Below are 17,829 nucleotides of genomic sequence, written 5' to 3' on the forward strand. Positions count from 1 at the left end.
CCTATGTTGTTATCAGATCTTGAAAAAATTGTAGCAAATCTTCCTTATGGCGATGGTTTCAAATTTGTCGATCAACTGTTGGAACTCACTGATGCTCATGTGATTGGGATATATCGCTTTCGCGAAAGCGAATACTTCTACAAACACCATTTTACCAACAAACCCGTCACACCAGGCGTCATTCTACAGGAATGTATGGCTCAAATTGGTCTGGCCTGCCTCGGAAGCTATTTACTTAAGGATCAACCGTCAAAACCTCAATTTGTCTTTACAGAAGCTCACGTCAATTTTTTGAATCAGGTACTGCCTGGAACCACGGTGATCGTAAGTGCCAAAAAGGAATATTTCCGTTTCAATAAGCTTAAAGTTGTCGTTCAAATGCTGGATGAAAACGAACAAAAAATCGCTGAAGGCTGGATGAGTGGTATGATTCTCAATCAACCGCTTGATTCAGGTGACTAACTGGATCAGTAAATGTGGAGCGCCATCTTTAAACTTCTTTCTGGTAATTGCAATGAGCGGTTTTCTCCCATTTTGTTTCTAGCTTAGCGCATATGAATTCTCAAAAATCGGGTAGAGTAGTGGTCACTGGATTAGGTGTTGTGGCGCCTAATGCTGTTGGGGTTTCCGCTTTCGCGAAAGCGTTACAGCAAGGAACCAGCGGCATAAGATTCCAACAACAATTAGCCGATTTGAACTTTGGGTGCCAGGTGGCTGGAACTCCGCAAGTGACTCAAGAACAAACCGATCAATATCTCACGCCGCTACAGCAGCGTGGTTTTAAAGCCAGCGGTATGCTCTATGGTATTATAGCTGGTAAGCAAGCTTTTGAGGATGCAGGTTTGAGTATCGCTCCTAAGGAACAAGCTTTGGAAGATTTCGGGATCATTTTTGGAACCGGTCAAAGTGGTGGCGAGAAGTTTAGGGAAGCGATTCATCTTATTGATGATGGCAAAGTACGCAGATTGGGCAGTACTAGTGTGATTCAGACCATGAGCAGTGGTATTAGCGCCTGGCTTGCAGGTGAATTGGGAGCAGGAAATATGGTAACGAGTAATTCCAGTGCTTGTTCTACAGGAACCGAGGCGCTGATTATGGGTTACGAACGTATTGCTGCCGGTAAAGCTAGACAGATGCTCGTGGGATCTACCAGTGATTCAGGACCTTACATTTGGGGTGGATTTGATGCGATGCGCATTTTGCCCATACATTATAATGAGAATCCAGAACAGGCGAGCAGACCTTTTGCAGCAGACGCTGCTGGATTTGTTCCAGGATCTGGTGCTGGAGCTATTCTGTTGGAAAGCTTGGAATCTGCTTTGGATCGCGGCGCCAGAATTTATTGCGAAGTGCTAGGCGGCGCTATTAATGCTGGCGGTCATCGTGGTGATGGCAGCATGACGGCACCTAATGGTGCGGCTGTTCAAAAAGTGATACGACAATCATTGAAAGATGCTGGAATTGATGCGAGTGAAGTGGATGCCATCAACGGACACGTCACCGCTACTGGAAAAGATGCCTATGAAGTGATGAATTGGTCCAAAGCCTTTGACCGATCAGGAACTGATTTCCCGTTTATGAACAGCTTTAAGTCAAGTATTGGACACTGTCTTGCCGCAGCTGGAAGTATTGAATTGGTAGGTAGTATACTTCAGATCCAGGAACAGCACATTTTTAAAAACAATAATCTAAACGTATTACACCCAGAAATTTCAGAATTGGTCGATCCCGCCAAAATTCCAAATCAAACCATACCCACTAAGATTGATCTGCTGTTGAAAGCAAGTTTTGGATTTGGTGATGTGAACGCCTGCGCTGTTCTTGCTAGGTTTAAGGACTGATCTAAAGAACTTCACTGAAATAAAAATTGATACCTGTACTTGCTCTATTTGTTCATACAAGGCAAATGGGTATCTTTCAAAACAAAAAGCTAGATGACTAAAGAAGAAATACAGGATAAACTCTATTCTATTGTGAAAATCTATTTGCCTCAAGATGTGGATGCAAGCGCGATCCAACCAGACAGTCACTTAATGAATGATTTAAACATCAATAGCGCCCATCTAGTAGACGTGGCTTTAGATGTTGAAGATGCTTTTGATATCACACTGGATGAAAAGGACATGGAAGAAATGCAAACCGTCAATGACGCTGTACGGATCGTGCAAAAGAAAACGGCTTGACCAAACATTTAGAGATTGATAAATGAGCAACCACCAAAATCATTTTTCCATAATTTGGCTATACATTCTTTGTAGAAACTAAAATTAAGTAAGCATATCCACAATATTTAACGTAATCTTTAAGTATATATTCGGCAATCAAGATGTGCTGTAGTACCTTAGCGTACTATGGCACGACTACCCAAACTACAACGATTTGAGAATGAAGTAGCTTCAAAATACCACATATTTAACGGTATTTTTATGACGCTACCTTTTGATAACATTTCCAACACCGGTGGATTGCTCCCTTTGTTTCATACCATTTGTAAACAAGGGTTCGAGCTTAAGAAAAACCCTACCGAAATTGTGGAGTATTTCTATGACCGCTACATGCGGGATACCACCAAGGAAGAAAAGGAACAATTGCTCTTTAGCTTTATTCAATACATCGAGCGTCAAGTGGTGCTCTTTGATGCGATTGAAGACGCAGCTTTTGCTACCGTACAAAACCTAGATGGCCGTGGTACTTTACGAGGCATCAAAGAAGAAGCTGTTGAACACAAAAAGGAAGCAGAGCTGATTCAGTATCTTAAGGAACTTAAGATCAAGCCAGTACTTACTGCGCACCCAACGCAATTCTATCCGGGATCTGTGTTAGGAATCATCAATGATTTGAGCGCTGCGGTGACTCGCAATGATATTATGGAAGTCAAATTGCTGCTTTCGCAATTGGGAAAAACGCCATTCTTTAAGAAGGAGAAACCAACACCTTTTGACGAGGCGACAAGTCTAGTTTGGTATCTGGAGAACGTGTTTTACTATGCGATGGGTAACATCTACGATTATATTAAAATCAATTTTCCCGATAATCAAGACTTTGAAAATGCGCTTATTGAAGTGGGATTCTGGCCAGGTGGTGACCGTGATGGTAATCCATTTGTAACCACAGATATTACGCTCAACGTGGCACAAAAGCTACGTTCCACCATATTTAAAAATTATTATAGAGACCTTAGAAAATTAGGTCGCAGGCTCACTTTCAAGGGCGTAGAGCAACCGCTTAAAAAGTTGGAACTTCAATGTTATGAAGCTATCACGACTGAAGGTGTTCTGGACTTCACAGCTGCAGATTTGCAAAAGGAACTGGAAGACATCAAGAAAACGGTCGTAGAGCGTCACAACGGGCTGTTTGCTGCAGATCTTCAATCGCTTATCAATAAGATTCAGTTGTTTGGGATTCATTTTTCTGCCTTGGACATACGTCAGGACAGTAGTATTCATGATCAGGTGTTTGATGAATTGTTCGCTTTCGCGAAAGCGAAATTCCCCAACAACTATCAGGATCTATCAGAGCCAGAACAATTAGAGGCTTTGGCAACCGTTAGCGGCGATCTGACCGAAGATGATTTGGACGATGATTATACGAAACGCACCATAGGTAGCATTAGGGCGATTAAAACCATTCAGGAACGCAATGGCGAGAGAGCTTGTCATCGTTACATCATCTCAAACACGCAGACGATCCTGCATATTATGGAAGCTTATGCAATGCTCAAATTGTGTGGTATGCACCAACCAGCGGTTGATGTAGTCCCATTATTTGAAACCGTTCCAGATCTGGTACATGCACCAGAAGTCATGCGCAAATTGTACGGAAACAAGGAATATAGAGCGCATTTGACACGTCGTGGCGACCAGCAGCATATTATGTTGGGCTTTAGCGATGGTACTAAAGATGGTGGATACTTGATGGCCAACTGGAGTATTTATAAGGCTAAGGAAGCATTGACGGCAGTAAGTCGTGAATTTGGTATTGAGGTAATCTTCTTTGATGGACGTGGTGGACCACCAGCGCGTGGTGGTGGACAAACACACCAGTTTTATGCCTCTATGGGAAGTAAGATTGAATCCAAACAAATACAGTTAACCGTTCAAGGTCAAACCATTAGTTCAAAATTTGGAACGCTGGAGAGTTGTCAGTACAATCTGGAGCAGCTCTTAAGTAGTGGAGTTTCCAATGCGATCTACAACAGCGAGGAAAATGATTTTACAGCGGAAGAAGCCGCAACCATGGATGCGCTGGCAGACTATAGTTATGAAACTTATATGGCCTTCAAGCAGCATCCTAAGTTTTTACCGTACCTGGAAAACATGAGTACGCTCAAGTATTATGCGATGACCAATATAGGTAGCCGACCCAGCAAACGCGGTAGTAGTAGCGAGCTTAAGTTTAAGGACTTGAGGGCTATTCCTTTTGTGGGATCCTGGAGCCAATTAAAACAGAATGTACCTGGTTTTTATGGTGTAGGAACAGCATTAGAAAAAATGAAGGAAGCTGGAAAATGGAGCGAGGTTGAAGCTTTGTACAAGCACTCTAAATTCTTTCGTACATTGCTGGATAATAGCATGATGAGCTTGACCAAGTCTTTCTTTGGTTTAACCGCCTACATGCAAGATGATGAAGAATATGGAGCGTTCTGGACGTTGATTCATGATGAATATAAACGCACAAAAGCCTTAATGCTGGAACTATCTGGCATGAAGGAATTAATGGAAAACGAACCTGCTGGAAAAGCCAGTATTTTGGCTAGGGAAAACATTGTATTGCCTTTATTGACCATACAGCAATTTGCCTTGAAACGCATCCAGGAAATGGGTCAGGAAGACTCTGAAGATCGTAAAATTTACGAGCGATTAGTGACGAGATCACTTTACGGTAACATCAACGCCAGTAGAAATAGCGCCTAATCAATCGCTATCGTTAAATCCATCCAAATGCGTGTTTAAGTATTCTTAAACGTGCAGTGATCCTTTTATAGCATTGTAATTTTAAGAAACTAACTTAAAAAACTATTGTTATGAGCGATCCTAAGACTGACGTATTAAAAAAAACTCCAACTGATCATGAGATCCACGATCTCATCAAAAACCGATGGAGTCCGCGAGCTTTTGCAGATACTCCAGTAAGCGATACAGATCTCCAATCTTTATTTGAAGCCGGTCGATGGGCCGCTAGTAGTAATAATTGGCAACCTTGGAATATCGTTTGGGGAAAAAAAGGTAGCGAAGCTTATGATCGTATCATGAACGTTTTAGTCGAATTCAACCAAGGTTGGGCTAAAAATGCTCCAGTTTTGATGCTTGGTGTTTTCGATAAGAAAACTCCAGATGGTAAGGATAACTTTCATGCTTTACATGATTTAGGTCAATTTAGTGCCAACATGGCGATCCAAGCACAGAGTATGGGGATCGCCATACATCAAATGGCAGGTCTGGATCACGAGAAAGCTCTCAAAGAATTTAAATTTCCTGATACCTATCACGTTGCTACCGCCATTGCCGCAGGATATTATGGTGGAGAAGTAAGCGATGTTCCCGAAGATTTACAAAAAGAAGAGAAAAGCGAGCGTAAACGCAAAAAGCAAGATGAATTTGTCTTTAATGGAGATTATGTCCAGCGCGCAGATGTAAGCGAATCGTAAAAGCGACTTTTCATGTCCAATAAGCAACTTGCCTATCACAGCTTCAGACTTGCGATGGGAATAAGCATTTTGATTCATGGCGCGGTTAGAATACCTAGACTAACTCAGGTAGCTGAAGGCATTAGTACAGAATTTGCAGATACTTTATTACAGGGAGCGCCATCACTTATTGTAGGATACTTTATTCCTATTGCAGAACTGTTAGTAGGAATAGGAATTTTGATAGGATGGAAGGTGATACGGTATGCCCTAGCAGCTGGTATCGCTTTAATGGGAATTCTTATGATAGGAACCTGCCTCATCGAAAACTGGGCAGCTTTACCGTCCCAAATAATTCATGCGATTGCCTTTTACATATTATTAATGAATTCATTAACGTGGCAACCTAGACGAAAAGAATATTAATTATTAAAAAAGAGTTGATACGAAAATTGGAATTGTTAGAAGTGGATCATAAGGTTTACGGCAAGTCGGTCACGGCAGATGAGTTGCGCGGTCTTTTGGGCGTTAGATAGATACAAGAAACATATTATAATCAAGAAAGCCACGATTCTATAGGATCGTGGCTTTTATATTTAGCTAATAAAAAATTTACCTCGATTAACGTAGAGGTAAGTCCATGGCAATGTAAAGTAGTTAAGTGTTTGCACTAATCAATGTCCAAGTACAGTGACAACTATTGAAAAAGGTCAGGTTTTTAGGGGAAACCTGTATCCCATTCTATGCAGATGCTACTATCTGGCGCTGTTGTTCATTAAACATGAAGGCTAATTCAGGTTTAATCGTTTTAAAGGCATTCTTAAAATTTGTACCAGATTGCTCGATGACCACACTGTCATTGCTCTTCAAACGTATCTGCATCTTAAGAGTGCTGATAAGTTTGTCTCGGTTGTCAAAAGTTCGACTTAGAAAGCAATAAACTGTAGAGATGTGAGAGTCCTCTCCCATAAGCTCTTCTAAAGAATCAGTAATAAACTCCTCCAGTTTTTTGCTCCTAGTTAAGTGGTTATAGTTGAAGTGTACCATATAAAAATAATTTGATACTAATATACCGACTAAAAACACTTAAATATCGATAAACGGATGTTTTAACACTTTTTAGGGCTTTTTATCGGTATTGAGTGACTCTTTAACGTTTTGTCGATCTTTTTCATCGGTAGGTTTAAGGCTTGAAAAGAGCATTCCTAAGCCTAAAGCAAGAATGATAACCGCAAGAGAAAGCCATTCTGGGAACTCGACATGGTGCACTAAAATGAGCTTGATACCTACAAAGGCAAGTATGGCCACCAGACTGTAATGTATGTATTGGAATTTATCAAGTAAGTTGGACAGGAAGAAGTACATGCTACGCAATCCCATGATCGCAAGGATATTACTGGAAAAAACCAAAAACGGATCTGCAGTAATCGCTAGAATAGCAGGAATCGAATCCAGTGCAAATAAAATATCGGTTAGCTCAATAACGATCAAGGCAAGAAATAGTGGTGTAGCGATTCGTTTCCCCATTTTATGGACAAACATTTTTTGTCCATCAAGCGTGTTGGTTACTGGGAATAACTTGCGCGCGAATTTATATACATATGACTTTTCTGGATCAAAATCTTCTTCATGCGAGGTCAACATATTGTAGGCTGTATACAATAGAAATGCACCAAAGACATAAGTCATCCAGCTTACCTCATTAATCAATGCCACGCCAAACAATATCATGAATGCTCTAAAGACAAGCGCACCTACAATTCCCCAGAATAGAACCCGATGTTGAAATTTTAAGGGTATGGAGAAGGATTTGAAGATAACGGCAATGACAAAAATGTTGTCGATGCTCAAGGACAACTCAATCAAATAACCAGTTACATATTTTAAAGCGGCATTAGAAGCCGTAAGATCATCGGGATTTGCAATCCAGCCGTTTTGATAAATAAGGTAAACGGCACCGGTAAATGCCAGAGCAATTCCTACCCAAAGTGCAGTATATTTTGAGGCTTCCTTAGTGTCAATCACATGTGCTTTGCGATTAAATACAAATAAGTCGAGCACTAAGAAGATGCTCACAAGAATGATGAAAGAAACCCAAACAATCATAAATAGTAGAATTTAAAAACGAAGGCTGTAAAAGAAAATGATTCCTCTACAGCCTTAGTTATGTACAAAGATACAATCTTACGGTATGTTTACCGCTGCCGTATCTGTATCAAAAAATTGAGTGATATCACCATAAAGTTTTGCAACAATGGCTTTTTTGCCTTTGACTGCAATAGGGTAAATCAACATATCTGGTTCGTGTTGTAGAATTTTGATAGCGCCATCGTTATCTAGTTTCACGTTCTCACCATGTTTTAGTACAAAAGCACTATGATCTGTTGGAATCAGGTCCTTAACCTGTACACCTAATAGATCTGCAAGTTCCGTAAAAAAAGTGCCCGTCACTTTTTGTTTAGTAAGATCTATAGCGTTCAAATTATCATCAGCAGATTTTGCATAGGCAAAAATCTCCTTATGATTTTTAATGTCGCTATTATAGATAAGCGTTATCTCGTGCTCGTTAGTTGCTATTGAGACCATCCTAGTGATTTATCATATCTGCCTTGCGCTTCTCACATTGTGTCTTGAGCTGTGCAACGACTTTCTTTACAGATTCTTTAAAAGTATTGTGTGATTCTTCGGCAAAAAGTCTTGGTCCAGGAGCGCTTAGGCGTATTTCTGCAATCATACCGGTCTCACGGCTGGAAGTATTTTCTAATCTAAAAAATACATCCGCTCTGGTGACCCAGTTATAGCGATCAAAAATGGGTTGAAGTTTTTCAGCGGTAAAAGCCTCTAATTCTTGGCTTCCTGTTACGTGTTGGTAGTTGAAATTTATGGACATAAATATACGTTTTTGATTAAAGATACTTTGTGAATGAGGATCTCATCCCTAATTTAATCAATTCTTAGCATTGATTTACATATTATTTAAGGTTATTAAGAATCCAGTAAAATTGAGGTAAAACTTAATCAGATTTCTCTGCGATTTCAAATGACTTAGAATCATTTGATTAAAACACTTTAGCTATTATTTCCTGAGTTCACTACGGGAAAAACAGTAATGATTGCTAATTGGAGCCATGAACTCAAGATGGCTCTTGTTCCATTATCTTCGTAATATGAAAAAGATGATATTTTTTGTGGTGATGGTGGGAAGTTTCGCTTTCGCGAAAGCGCAATTAGGATTTTGCTCTGGTGCATCGAGTGAAGCCATTTTTACAGAAACCTTTGGCAGTGGAACCACAAGCGGTCCACCATTGACAGCGGTTCAAACCGGCTATACTTTTGTGAACTCCAATACGCAAGATGGCCAGTATACCATTTCCAGTAATTTGCAGCAGCTGGGTAGCTTTCATAACGTAGGTGATCATACTGGTGATGCTAATGGAAAGGCCTTTATCGTCAATGCTTCCTTTGATTCTGACCAATTTTACCAAACGACCATAAACGGACTGTGCGAGAATACCAACTATGAATTTAGCGCCTGGATCATCAACTTGCTTAACGGTTCCAACAATGTATGTGCCGGTCGTGAGGTACCCGTGCAAGTGCGTTTTGAAATATGGGACGTGACCGATACCAACAGGCTTGCTCAAGGCGTCATGGATCCCAGGTTTGCAGAAAACCAACCCGTATGGATACAATATGGTTTAACGTTCACCACAGAAGCAGGTCAGAATGGATGTATCTTAAAGATGATCAATGAAGGTGATGGCGGCTGCGGCAATGATCTTGCGATCGACGATATCGTGTTCCGTACTTGTGGTGACGTGGTGCAGTTGGAAGACGCAAACAATGATACGGAAGCTTTTAGATGCATCAACGATCCCAGTGAAGCCATTACATTGACCATCAACACCAGCGAGTCCATTTATGACAGCCCAGAATATCAATGGCAAACCAGTACTGATGGACAAAATTTTACGGACATCAATGGTGAAAACGGAAACTCATTTACTTCACCAACATTGACAGCGACGACGTTTTATCGGGTAAAAATCGCCGAAGACGCCGTGAATCTCATTGGAACAGAATGCGCCAATTTCTCTGACATTTTTGAATATAGGGTAGTGGACGTTCCTGAACCAACACCGGTAGAAGATAATGTCGTGAGCTGTGCTGGAGAAGGCGCAACTCTTGAAGTGAGCGTAGCCAATGGTTTTGTCGTGGACTGGTACGACTCAGCCACTGGCGGTAATTTTTTACAGTCTGCCAGTAATACCCTGCAGGTAACCCAAACAGGAACCTATTATGCCCAAACCAGAGATTTTGCTTCGGGATGTGTGAGTTCTAATAGAGCTGCTATCGACTTTACGGTAAGCAATCCACCAGTGGTGAGTGGTCAGGATTTAGTGGTTTGTCCAGATGAAAATGTCCTTTTGGATACTGGATTTACTGGCCTGGCTAACTATGAATGGAGTACGGGTGAGCGCACGCCCACCATACAAGTTTCTGGTGCTGGCACGTATAACGTAGAAGTCACCAATCCCAATGGATGCTCGTCTACCGCAACTTTTACGATTAGCGCCATCGATGCGCCTGAAATCCCAGAATTACAGGAAAACGGAAACATGCTCACAGTCATCACCAATGACGGTGATTTCCAGTACAGATTCAACAACGGTGCGTACCAAAGAAGCAATGATTTAGATATTACTGGCGTCTTACAGGCTGTGGTAGAGGTAAGCGATTTACAAAACTGTACCACGGTAACTCAAACCTTCAATAGGTTGGGCATCAACCAGTTTTTCACACCCAACAATGACGGATTCAACGATGTCTGGGAAGTAGGCAATCTTGCTGCATTTCCTGGCGCTCGTGTAGAATTGTTCGATAGGTTTGGAAAGCTTTTGAAAGTCATGACGGCGACAGATCCTAGCTGGAACGGTACTTTTAACAACGAGCCCTTGCCCAGTACAGATTATTGGTATCGCATCATTTACGACAATATGGAAGTGACCGGCCATTTTTCTTTGAAGCGATAAAGTTTTTAGTGAATTCGCTTTCCTGCCTGTCCGGCAGGCAGGCGCGAAAACGAATTCATCAACAGACTATAACAAAAAATCCAGATGGTGAATGCCATCTGGATTTCTTATTATAGGTGGTAACTACCTCTAATTCATGATCTTGAACTCACTTCGTCTATTCAAACGGTACTCTTCTTCAGTACACATGCCTTCATTAACACACTTGTTCAAAGGTTGCATTTCACCGTAACCAATGCTTCTCAAACGGTCTCTGTCAATTCCTTTACTCACGATGTATTCAAGAGTAGCAGCGGCGCGTCTATTCGATAGATCCAAATTATATTCTGCCGGACCACGTACATCTGTGTGAGAAGATATCTCGATTTCCATTTCTGGATATTTATTCAAGATGTCCACTAAATTATCCAGCGTTGCTGCAGCTTGCGGTTTAATAACGGACTCGTCAAAGTCAAAGAAGATCTGGTCCAGTTCTACCTGAGTATCACCTTTACGGTCCTGTCTGATCATATCTTCTGCATCGTCATAAGAAAGTAAGGTCAGTAAAATATCATGGCTTATTTTCCCATTTTTATCTGTAGAGAAATCTACGTTTTGAGGTATGTACAATTTACGAGTTCCTCTAATGGTATACTTTCTATTAGGTTTGATCTTGAAAAAGTAACGGGCATCTTCTCCCACGATAGCATCGTCGATAACCGTACCGCGCTCATCCAGAAGGGAAACCAGCGATTCTGGAAGTAACTTATTGGTAATGCTGTCTTTCACAACACCGCCAACAGCGTATTTATCCAGCATGTTTTCTTCACGAAAGGACTCATACAACACATCTGTACCGCTACGATTGGATGAAAACCAGGCTCTATCCAGATTCTCATCAACGATATAGGCAAAGTCGTCTCTTGAACTATTGATGGTAGACCCTAAATTGATAGGTTTTTCAAACGTACCATTCACCATATCACTTCTATGAATATCCAGACCACCTAATCCAGGTTTACCATTGGTCGCATAATACAAAGTATTAGTGCCACTGATGTATGGAAATTGATCCAAGTGTTGGGTATTGATATCCTCGCCCAAATTGACCGGTTCGCCATAGGTTCCATTACCAAGAATGTCCACTTTGTAAATATCAAACTCTCCATAACCACCAGGCATATTGCTGGAATAGTATAAGGTAGAGCCGTCTTTGCTCAAAGAAGGATGTTGATTGCTATAGGTCTCATCGTTAAATGGCAGCGAAGTGATATTGGTCCATTGACCGTCAACCAGTTCTGCTCTGAAAATCTGCATATTGGAAACAGGCATACCGTCTACCTTGACGCGTTCCTCATTATTTCTATTGAAATACATTACCGTACCAGCTTGGTTAAATACAGCATTGCTTTCATGTAAATCTGTGTTGACGGCCTCAAAAGCTTCAACAGATTTCAAGGAGCCGTTGCGATCTAAAGTTGCCGTGTATAAATCCAAATAAGGCAATCCGTTCCAGGCATAAATGGGACGTTCTTTATTTCTAGAAGACGCAAAGACTACTTTATCATTACCCATAAAAGACATTCCAAAATCGCTATTGGAACCATTATTTGCCATAGGCCTAACATTGAAGGTGTGCGGTGTGCTTAACTCAAGATCTTTAAGGAATTCTCTGGTATTCCAAGATTGGCCTTGATAATAAAGCATATAGCTATCTGCCTTGTCATAATCCTTGATCGCCATGAGTGACTGTGCATATCTATAAATACGATCGTAGTCTTCTATAACGCCACCTTTATCTTCTACTTTGGAATAAGTAAAAGCTGCTTTATCCATGTCACCAACATAGTAATAACAATCCCCTAATTTTTTAAGTACCTCAGTGGTTGGCTTTAGGTTTTCGTAATTTTTGATGGCTTCAACATAGGCTTGATTTTTATAAAGCCTATTGGTTTGTTTCAAGCTCAGCTCTTGTGCTTGGGCGCAAAATGAGGTGCATAGCCCCATGAGCAGAATTGTAATTCGTAATCTCATAATGTCTCGGTGTCTTATTAAAAGAATCTTGGGGAACGGTCAAAACCTCTGTCCCAAACTTTTGATTGTATATTAAAGAGTAGCATGATCTCGTGGGAACCCGTATTGTAATTCCCTAGATTGTTTACAGTATAATCATAGGCATAACCAACTCTCAAGTTAGGCGCTATTCTATAATTGACCAGTCCAGAAACCGCATCTCCAAATCTATAGGCTACACCAGCTTCAAATTTTTCATTAAACAACACATTTGCCGTCAGGTCTAGTGTTAACGGTGCTCCTTTTACACCTCGTAGTAAGAAGGCTGGTTTCAGTTTTATTTCGTCATTGAGGTCCATCACGTAACCACTGGTCAAGAATAAATGAATATCCTGAACTCCTGTTGACTGTACACCATTATCATTTTCTAGGTGAGTAGTGGTCAATAAATTTGGAGCCGATAATCCTGCATAAAATCTATCGGTGTAATAGAAAGCTCCAGCACCAACATTAGGGAATGTCTGATTGATGTTATCTCTAAAGGCAATATCAGTATCCGTACCACCAGATTGTAGGGTAAATCCATCAAAATTTGCATCAAATAATGTCACTCCAGCTTTTAAACCAAGAGATAATTTTCCTTGCTCAGAAACAGGTAGTATGTATGCAAAGTCTGCATAAATATTATTCTCAGTAACTACGTTACCAATATCATCATTGGTAAAGGATAAGCCCAGTTCTATGCGGTCATTTACTGGATAATGAACAAAAAAGGAAGCCGTTTTAGGCGCTCCTTCAATGCCTGCCCATTGAGATCTGTACAAAGCTCCCAAATTGATCTCCTGCTGGTTGCCAGTGGCATAAGCAGGATTTATGATCTTTTGATTGTACATGTATTGCGTGAACTGTGGATCCTGTTGTGCAGTGGCCTTACAAAGCATACCTAAGGTAAAAGCTAGGAACAGACCGATTGTATAGTTGTTTTTCATGTGTGTCATCTTTCTGGCTTCTATCTACTTATGTATAATCTCCCTTGTCTAGGTTTAGTGCTACCGTCATTGAATTTCAAGATGTAGAAATAAACACCTACCGGCAATTGACCATTGCTAAATAAGGCATCTTGATTAGAGGTACCATCAAATCTTGGTGTGCTATCCACACCTTTATAGACCAGTATTCCGTTTCTGTTATAAATCTCCATTTCGAAGTTTGGATACAAGAATCCAAGATTATCAATATCAAAAGTATCATTGACGCCATCATTGTTAGGAGAGAAGCCATCAGGTACAACGACATCGCCACACGCGGTAAGATCTGGAGTAACGGCTAGTCGTACACTGCTCTCACAAGCAGAAGCAGGATCAACAATCACCGCATAATAAGTCGTATCTCGCGACAATAAGGTGGATAAGGATAACGGTGACGTGCCGTTTGCATCTGCATACCATTGGATGTTGTTTGCAGCAGCATCATATTCATTGATGTTGCGTGTCAAGTCCAACAACGTCGGATTGTCATTTACACAAAATGAGCCACCATCTGCAGTCAGTGTTGGAGTAGGAGCATCATTTACAACGGCACTTACTTGTACTCGTTGATCTGATTCACAACCAGTATTACTGGTTTGAGTAGCAAAATAAGTCGCACCATCTACAAGTAACGTATCATCGGTCAACGGTGTGGTGGCATCTGCAGAATCGTACCAAGTGATTGTTTCGCCGGTAACCGCTGCATCTAGATCCATTACCATAGGCATCTCGCTAGCACAAAATGTCAAACTCGCTGATGTCACCGTTGGAGGCGCTGTTTCTTCAATCATGACGTCCACCTGCGATACGGCATCCGTACTACATGGAGACGTAGCCGCAACAGTGTACGTATAAATTCCAGCCGTATCAACGGCTGGGTCAAATATATTTCCACCGCTGGCCAATTGTGGAGACCAAACGCCATTGGTGTCCGGCGAGCCACCTAGACTAGCAGTCAAATCAAATGGTGCATCAATTTTACAAATCATGATGGTGGAACTGGTGCCCGCATCTGGAGCAGCGGTTACCGTAACTTCTACTGTTGCGCTGGATGTGTTACAACCATTCATAACGGTATAGGTGTAGGTGCCAGTTGGGTCAACGGCTGGGTCAAAAACACCGGTGTTACTGGTTAAGGCAGGTGACCAAGTTCCGCCAGCATCTGCGGCGCCCAATAGACTAAATAAATCTACTGGTGCATTATCAGAACAAAAATCGATGCTGGTACTCGTTCCTGCACTAACTGGATTTTGAACCGTTACTGTTGTAAGTGTGGAACTGTCACCACATGGGGCTGTACCGGTAATGGTGTACTCAAAAGTGTAGGTTCCAGGAGCGACGGCGCTAGCGTCAAAAGTAGAGCCAGTTAAAGCTCCAGATCCATCCGTATCCACCCAAATTCCTCCAGCATCCTGAGTGCCATCTAATGCTGTAAATAGATCTACAGCGCTGTTATCGCTACATATCGTTATAGGTGCAGCAACTCCTGTATCGGGAGTTTGATTGATGGTAACGGTCACTGCAGTAGCAACAGATGATTCACAATTGGTTACTGCATCTGTCTGGGTAGCGTAGTAGTCTTCACCATCCTGCAAGGCATCTGTTGAAGCAAGCAAATTGGTCAATTCGGCATCGCTGTACCATTGAATCGTAGTACCTGTGGCGCTTAGGTCGGCTACGGTGGCTTGATCACAAAACTCTTGTGTAGTTGGAGCCACAGGCGCTGCAATATCATTAATAGTGACCGTAATGGTTTCAGAATCGTCAACACAACTTCCTATACCTATAACCGTGTAGGTAAAATTATAGGAACCTTGTGATAAGGCGCTCAAGTCAAGGATATTATTAGTTAAAGCACCAGTGGCATCATCATCATTCCAGCTTCCATTGGTGTCATTATCTGCTAACTGATTGAAGAGATCCAACTGCTGACCAGCAGTAACATCTTCCAAACAAATCTCAAAGTCAGTTCCTGTACCAGCTTCTGGCGCATCAGTAACCGTAACGGTAACTGTGGACGTTTCCGTACAACTAGCATCAGTTATGGTATAAGTAAAACTATAGGACCCAACCGCTAATAGTGTCAAGTCTACGTTATTGCCATTAAGTGCTCCAGTCGCATCATCATCTGACCAATCGCCACCAGCATCTTCACCAGTTAATTGATCGAATAAATCAAGCGGAGAGACTGCAGCTGCGTCTGTTTCACAAACTTCAAATGGAGTAGGAGTTCCTGCTTCAGGCAGCTCTGTGATGATCACGGTGACTGTTACATCGTCATCCGTACAGTTACTAATGGCTGGTACGGTATAGGTAAAGTCAAAACTACCGGTTCCCAGAGTGGTTAAATCAATGGGGTTGGTTACTGCCGTACCACTTGAATTGGATCCTGCAAACCAAGTACCATTCGTGTCTTGCGTGCCATCCAATAATGAGAACAGATCAAACGGCGAACTTCCTGCAGCCGCGTCTTCACAAACCTCAAATGGAGTTCCTATATAGTTACCAGATTCTGGTGCTGGTTGGATAACGATGCTAATCGATTCACTATCGGTACAAGAACCATTGTCGATAGTATAGGTAAACACATAAGGGCTTCCTTCCACAGTAAAGCCAGTGATATCGATACTGTTGGTTACCGTTGTGTTTGAAGCATCAGTCCAGGTTCCGTTGTTGTTATCTTGAGAACCGTCTAAAGCATCAAATAAATTAAAAGGGGAATTCTGGTCGATCTCGTTCTCACAAATTTCTGTAGGGACAGCAGTTCCTGCATTGGGATCTTCCAAAATAATTACCTGAACCGTCGTGTTATCTTCAGGACAAGGATTGGGATCCAAATTCTGACTGTACGTAAAATTATAGGTGCCAACTGCCAAGGTTGTAAAATCAAAATTAGAGGAGACCGTTGGATCAGAGCTGGTCGTTCCTTGGGTCCATGTACCACCTGCATCTTCATCATCAATCAATTGGAATAAATCATAGGCCGTCGGCGCCTGTGACTCACAAAAAGTCAACGGACTCAAGTCAGAAGCCACACCAGAAGATAAAATTTCATTAACGACGATGGTAATAGTCGCTGTTTGATCTGGACATGGATCTGTACCAGGAACCGTGTACACATAGTTATACGATCCAGGCGTCAATGCACTAATATTAGTGGTTCCCGTATTACCATTAGTAATCGTTGTCGGGCCTTCCCAAGTACCTGTGGTATCTGGATTCCCTGTTAATAACGGAAAAAGATCAAAATCATCTTGAGGTAGGTTATCGATACAATATTGCTGGGTCGTTCCTACACCCGGAACAGGTGGCTCTGCAATGCGCACGGTAACTGCCACAGCTTCACTCTCACAAAAGAAATTGTCTGCTTGTACGTAGTAGGTTTCTCCATCCACCAACAAAGTAGTAGGAGACAAGGATGGTGGGATTGGACTGTTACCACTATCCACCTCACTATACCAGTTGAAATTATTGGTCGTTCCTGGATCAAGGTCTGCTACAGTTGGTGCCGTATCAGAACAAAAATCCTGAGTGGTTGGTGGACTAGGAGCAGCTGGTGAATCAAAGACGGCGATACTACCAGATTCTATCTGGCTTCTACAGCCTGCATTGTCCACAAAAACGATGAAGTAATTTGCACTTCTTGGTAAGGCTTCCGTTGGCTGACGTCGATTTGTAAGGGCAAAATCTGAATAGATTTCTACAGAACCTCCAGTTGGGACGTTGGGAGCAAGTGCCTGATTGATATAGGATTGAATGGTAGGATTCTCGTTATCACAGAAAATCGCTTCTAGACTTTGGCCGCTGGGATCTACCGTAAAATCTACGACCAGTTCCTCACGAGTACCACAATTTCCTGTGGTGTCACCCGCATAATAAGTGCCTTGTCGCACGAGTTGGGATGGTGGTATAGGCGATCCACCAGTAGGATTAGCATACCATCTTATAGGATTGGCACCAGGATTGGCAAATGCATTTAAATCTTGAAAAGTCAGTCCAGGGGCATCACAGATCACTTGAGGTGAAGCGGTCACCGTTGGACACTGTGCCTGTGCGTTTAGCATGGGCAGGAACAGCAGCAGGAACAACAGCCATGGTGTTGGCAGTAAGTTACTTACGTAGTTTTTTTTCATAAAATAGCTTCCTATAT

The 17,829-nt window shown here is 41.8% G+C and carries 14 protein-coding genes; 7 read left to right on the forward strand and 7 right to left on the reverse strand.

Annotated features, from left to right (window positions below):
• Positions 1-3 precede the first annotated feature (3 nt).
• The 6 genes from BST86_RS04915 (at position 4) to BST86_RS04940 (ending at position 6,052) form a co-directional block, all read left to right on the forward strand.
• Positions 4-462, forward strand: coding sequence for a 3-hydroxyacyl-ACP dehydratase FabZ family protein (locus BST86_RS04915; protein ID WP_105982297.1), 459 nt, complete (start codon positions 4-6; stop codon positions 460-462).
• Positions 463-554: 92 nt separating this feature from the next.
• Positions 555-1,841, forward strand: a complete 1,287-nt coding sequence (locus BST86_RS04920; RefSeq protein ID WP_105982298.1) for a beta-ketoacyl-[acyl-carrier-protein] synthase family protein — start codon at positions 555-557, stop codon at positions 1,839-1,841.
• Between the two features lie 93 nt (positions 1,842-1,934).
• The gene (locus tag BST86_RS04925; RefSeq protein ID WP_105982299.1) at positions 1,935-2,183 is read left to right on the forward strand and encodes an acyl carrier protein; all 249 of its coding nucleotides are present in this window, start codon (positions 1,935-1,937) and stop codon (positions 2,181-2,183) included.
• Positions 2,184-2,351: 168 nt separating this feature from the next.
• Complete coding sequence (locus BST86_RS04930; protein WP_105982300.1) at positions 2,352-4,913, forward strand: phosphoenolpyruvate carboxylase; 2,562 nt, start codon at positions 2,352-2,354, stop codon at positions 4,911-4,913.
• A gap of 110 nt (positions 4,914-5,023) precedes the next feature.
• Entirely contained in the window at positions 5,024-5,647 is a 624-nt protein-coding gene (locus BST86_RS04935) for a nitroreductase family protein (RefSeq protein WP_105982301.1), read from the forward strand.
• 12 nt (positions 5,648-5,659) lie between these two features.
• Positions 5,660-6,052 (forward strand): DoxX family protein, encoded by a 393-nt coding sequence (locus tag BST86_RS04940; RefSeq protein WP_146126711.1) that lies wholly within the window; start codon positions 5,660-5,662, stop codon positions 6,050-6,052.
• Positions 6,053-6,367: 315 nt separating this feature from the next.
• Here BST86_RS04940 and BST86_RS04945 read toward each other — a convergent pair whose 3' ends face one another.
• The 4 genes from BST86_RS04945 to BST86_RS04960 all read right to left on the reverse strand — a co-directional run bounded on the left by BST86_RS04945 (position 6,368) and on the right by BST86_RS04960 (position 8,516).
• Positions 6,368-6,673, reverse strand: a complete 306-nt coding sequence (locus tag BST86_RS04945; protein ID WP_105982303.1) for a hypothetical protein — start codon at positions 6,671-6,673, stop codon at positions 6,368-6,370.
• A gap of 72 nt (positions 6,674-6,745) precedes the next feature.
• On the reverse strand, positions 6,746-7,732 hold the full coding sequence (locus tag BST86_RS04950; protein WP_105982304.1) for a TerC family protein: 987 nt from the start codon (positions 7,730-7,732) through the stop codon (positions 6,746-6,748).
• 78 nt (positions 7,733-7,810) lie between these two features.
• Positions 7,811-8,212 carry an arsenate reductase family protein gene (locus BST86_RS04955; RefSeq protein WP_105982305.1) on the reverse strand — a complete coding sequence of 134 codons (402 nt, stop codon included), beginning with the start codon at positions 8,210-8,212 and terminating at the stop codon, positions 7,811-7,813.
• 1 nt (position 8,213) lies between these two features.
• Positions 8,214-8,516 (reverse strand): HPF/RaiA family ribosome-associated protein, encoded by a 303-nt coding sequence (locus tag BST86_RS04960; RefSeq protein WP_105982306.1) that lies wholly within the window; start codon positions 8,514-8,516, stop codon positions 8,214-8,216.
• Between the two features lie 277 nt (positions 8,517-8,793).
• On the opposite strand from BST86_RS04960, the gene BST86_RS04965 reads away from it, so the two are divergent.
• Positions 8,794-10,659 (forward strand): T9SS type B sorting domain-containing protein, encoded by a 1,866-nt coding sequence (locus BST86_RS04965; RefSeq protein ID WP_105982307.1) that lies wholly within the window; start codon positions 8,794-8,796, stop codon positions 10,657-10,659.
• A 129-nt stretch (positions 10,660-10,788) separates the two neighbouring features.
• On the opposite strand, the gene BST86_RS04970 is transcribed toward BST86_RS04965, so the two are convergent.
• From BST86_RS04970 to BST86_RS04980, 3 genes are read right to left on the reverse strand one after another with little or no spacing between them, the layout of a single operon-like run.
• Positions 10,789-12,672, reverse strand: a complete 1,884-nt coding sequence (locus BST86_RS04970) for an OmpA family protein (protein WP_105982308.1) — start codon at positions 12,670-12,672, stop codon at positions 10,789-10,791.
• Positions 12,673-12,689: 17 nt separating this feature from the next.
• Positions 12,690-13,640, reverse strand: a complete 951-nt coding sequence (locus BST86_RS04975; protein ID WP_055412768.1) for a PorP/SprF family type IX secretion system membrane protein — start codon at positions 13,638-13,640, stop codon at positions 12,690-12,692.
• Between the two features lie 20 nt (positions 13,641-13,660).
• On the reverse strand, positions 13,661-17,812 hold the full coding sequence (locus tag BST86_RS04980) for an Ig-like domain-containing protein (RefSeq protein ID WP_105982309.1): 4,152 nt from the start codon (positions 17,810-17,812) through the stop codon (positions 13,661-13,663).
• Positions 17,813-17,829: the final 17 nt, after the last annotated feature.

Origin of the sequence: Nonlabens agnitus (assembly GCF_002994045.1) — a bacterium.
Classification (GTDB): Bacteria; Bacteroidota; Bacteroidia; order Flavobacteriales; family Flavobacteriaceae; genus Nonlabens; species Nonlabens agnitus.

Excerpts from the sequence above, each read along its gene's own strand:
- BST86_RS04915 (WP_105982297.1), top strand. The coding sequence starts at position 4 with ATGTTGTTATCAGATCTTGAAAAAATTGTAGCAAATCTTCCTTATGGC.
- BST86_RS04920 (WP_105982298.1), top strand. The coding sequence starts at position 555 with ATGAATTCTCAAAAATCGGGTAGAGTAGTGGTCACTGGATTAGGTGTT.
- BST86_RS04925 (WP_105982299.1), top strand. The coding sequence starts at position 1,935 with ATGACTAAAGAAGAAATACAGGATAAACTCTATTCTATTGTGAAAATC.
- BST86_RS04930 (WP_105982300.1), top strand. The coding sequence starts at position 2,352 with ATGGCACGACTACCCAAACTACAACGATTTGAGAATGAAGTAGCTTCA.
- BST86_RS04935 (WP_105982301.1), top strand. The coding sequence starts at position 5,024 with ATGAGCGATCCTAAGACTGACGTATTAAAAAAAACTCCAACTGATCAT.
- BST86_RS04940 (WP_146126711.1), top strand. The coding sequence starts at position 5,660 with ATGTCCAATAAGCAACTTGCCTATCACAGCTTCAGACTTGCGATGGGA.
- BST86_RS04945 (WP_105982303.1), bottom strand. The coding sequence starts at position 6,673 with ATGGTACACTTCAACTATAACCACTTAACTAGGAGCAAAAAACTGGAG.
- BST86_RS04950 (WP_105982304.1), bottom strand. The coding sequence starts at position 7,732 with ATGATTGTTTGGGTTTCTTTCATCATTCTTGTGAGCATCTTCTTAGTG.
- BST86_RS04955 (WP_105982305.1), bottom strand. The coding sequence starts at position 8,212 with ATGGTCTCAATAGCAACTAACGAGCACGAGATAACGCTTATCTATAAT.
- BST86_RS04960 (WP_105982306.1), bottom strand. The coding sequence starts at position 8,516 with ATGTCCATAAATTTCAACTACCAACACGTAACAGGAAGCCAAGAATTA.
- BST86_RS04965 (WP_105982307.1), top strand. The coding sequence starts at position 8,794 with ATGAAAAAGATGATATTTTTTGTGGTGATGGTGGGAAGTTTCGCTTTC.
- BST86_RS04970 (WP_105982308.1), bottom strand. The coding sequence starts at position 12,672 with ATGAGATTACGAATTACAATTCTGCTCATGGGGCTATGCACCTCATTT.
- BST86_RS04975 (WP_055412768.1), bottom strand. The coding sequence starts at position 13,640 with ATGAAAAACAACTATACAATCGGTCTGTTCCTAGCTTTTACCTTAGGT.
- BST86_RS04980 (WP_105982309.1), bottom strand. The coding sequence starts at position 17,812 with ATGAAAAAAAACTACGTAAGTAACTTACTGCCAACACCATGGCTGTTG.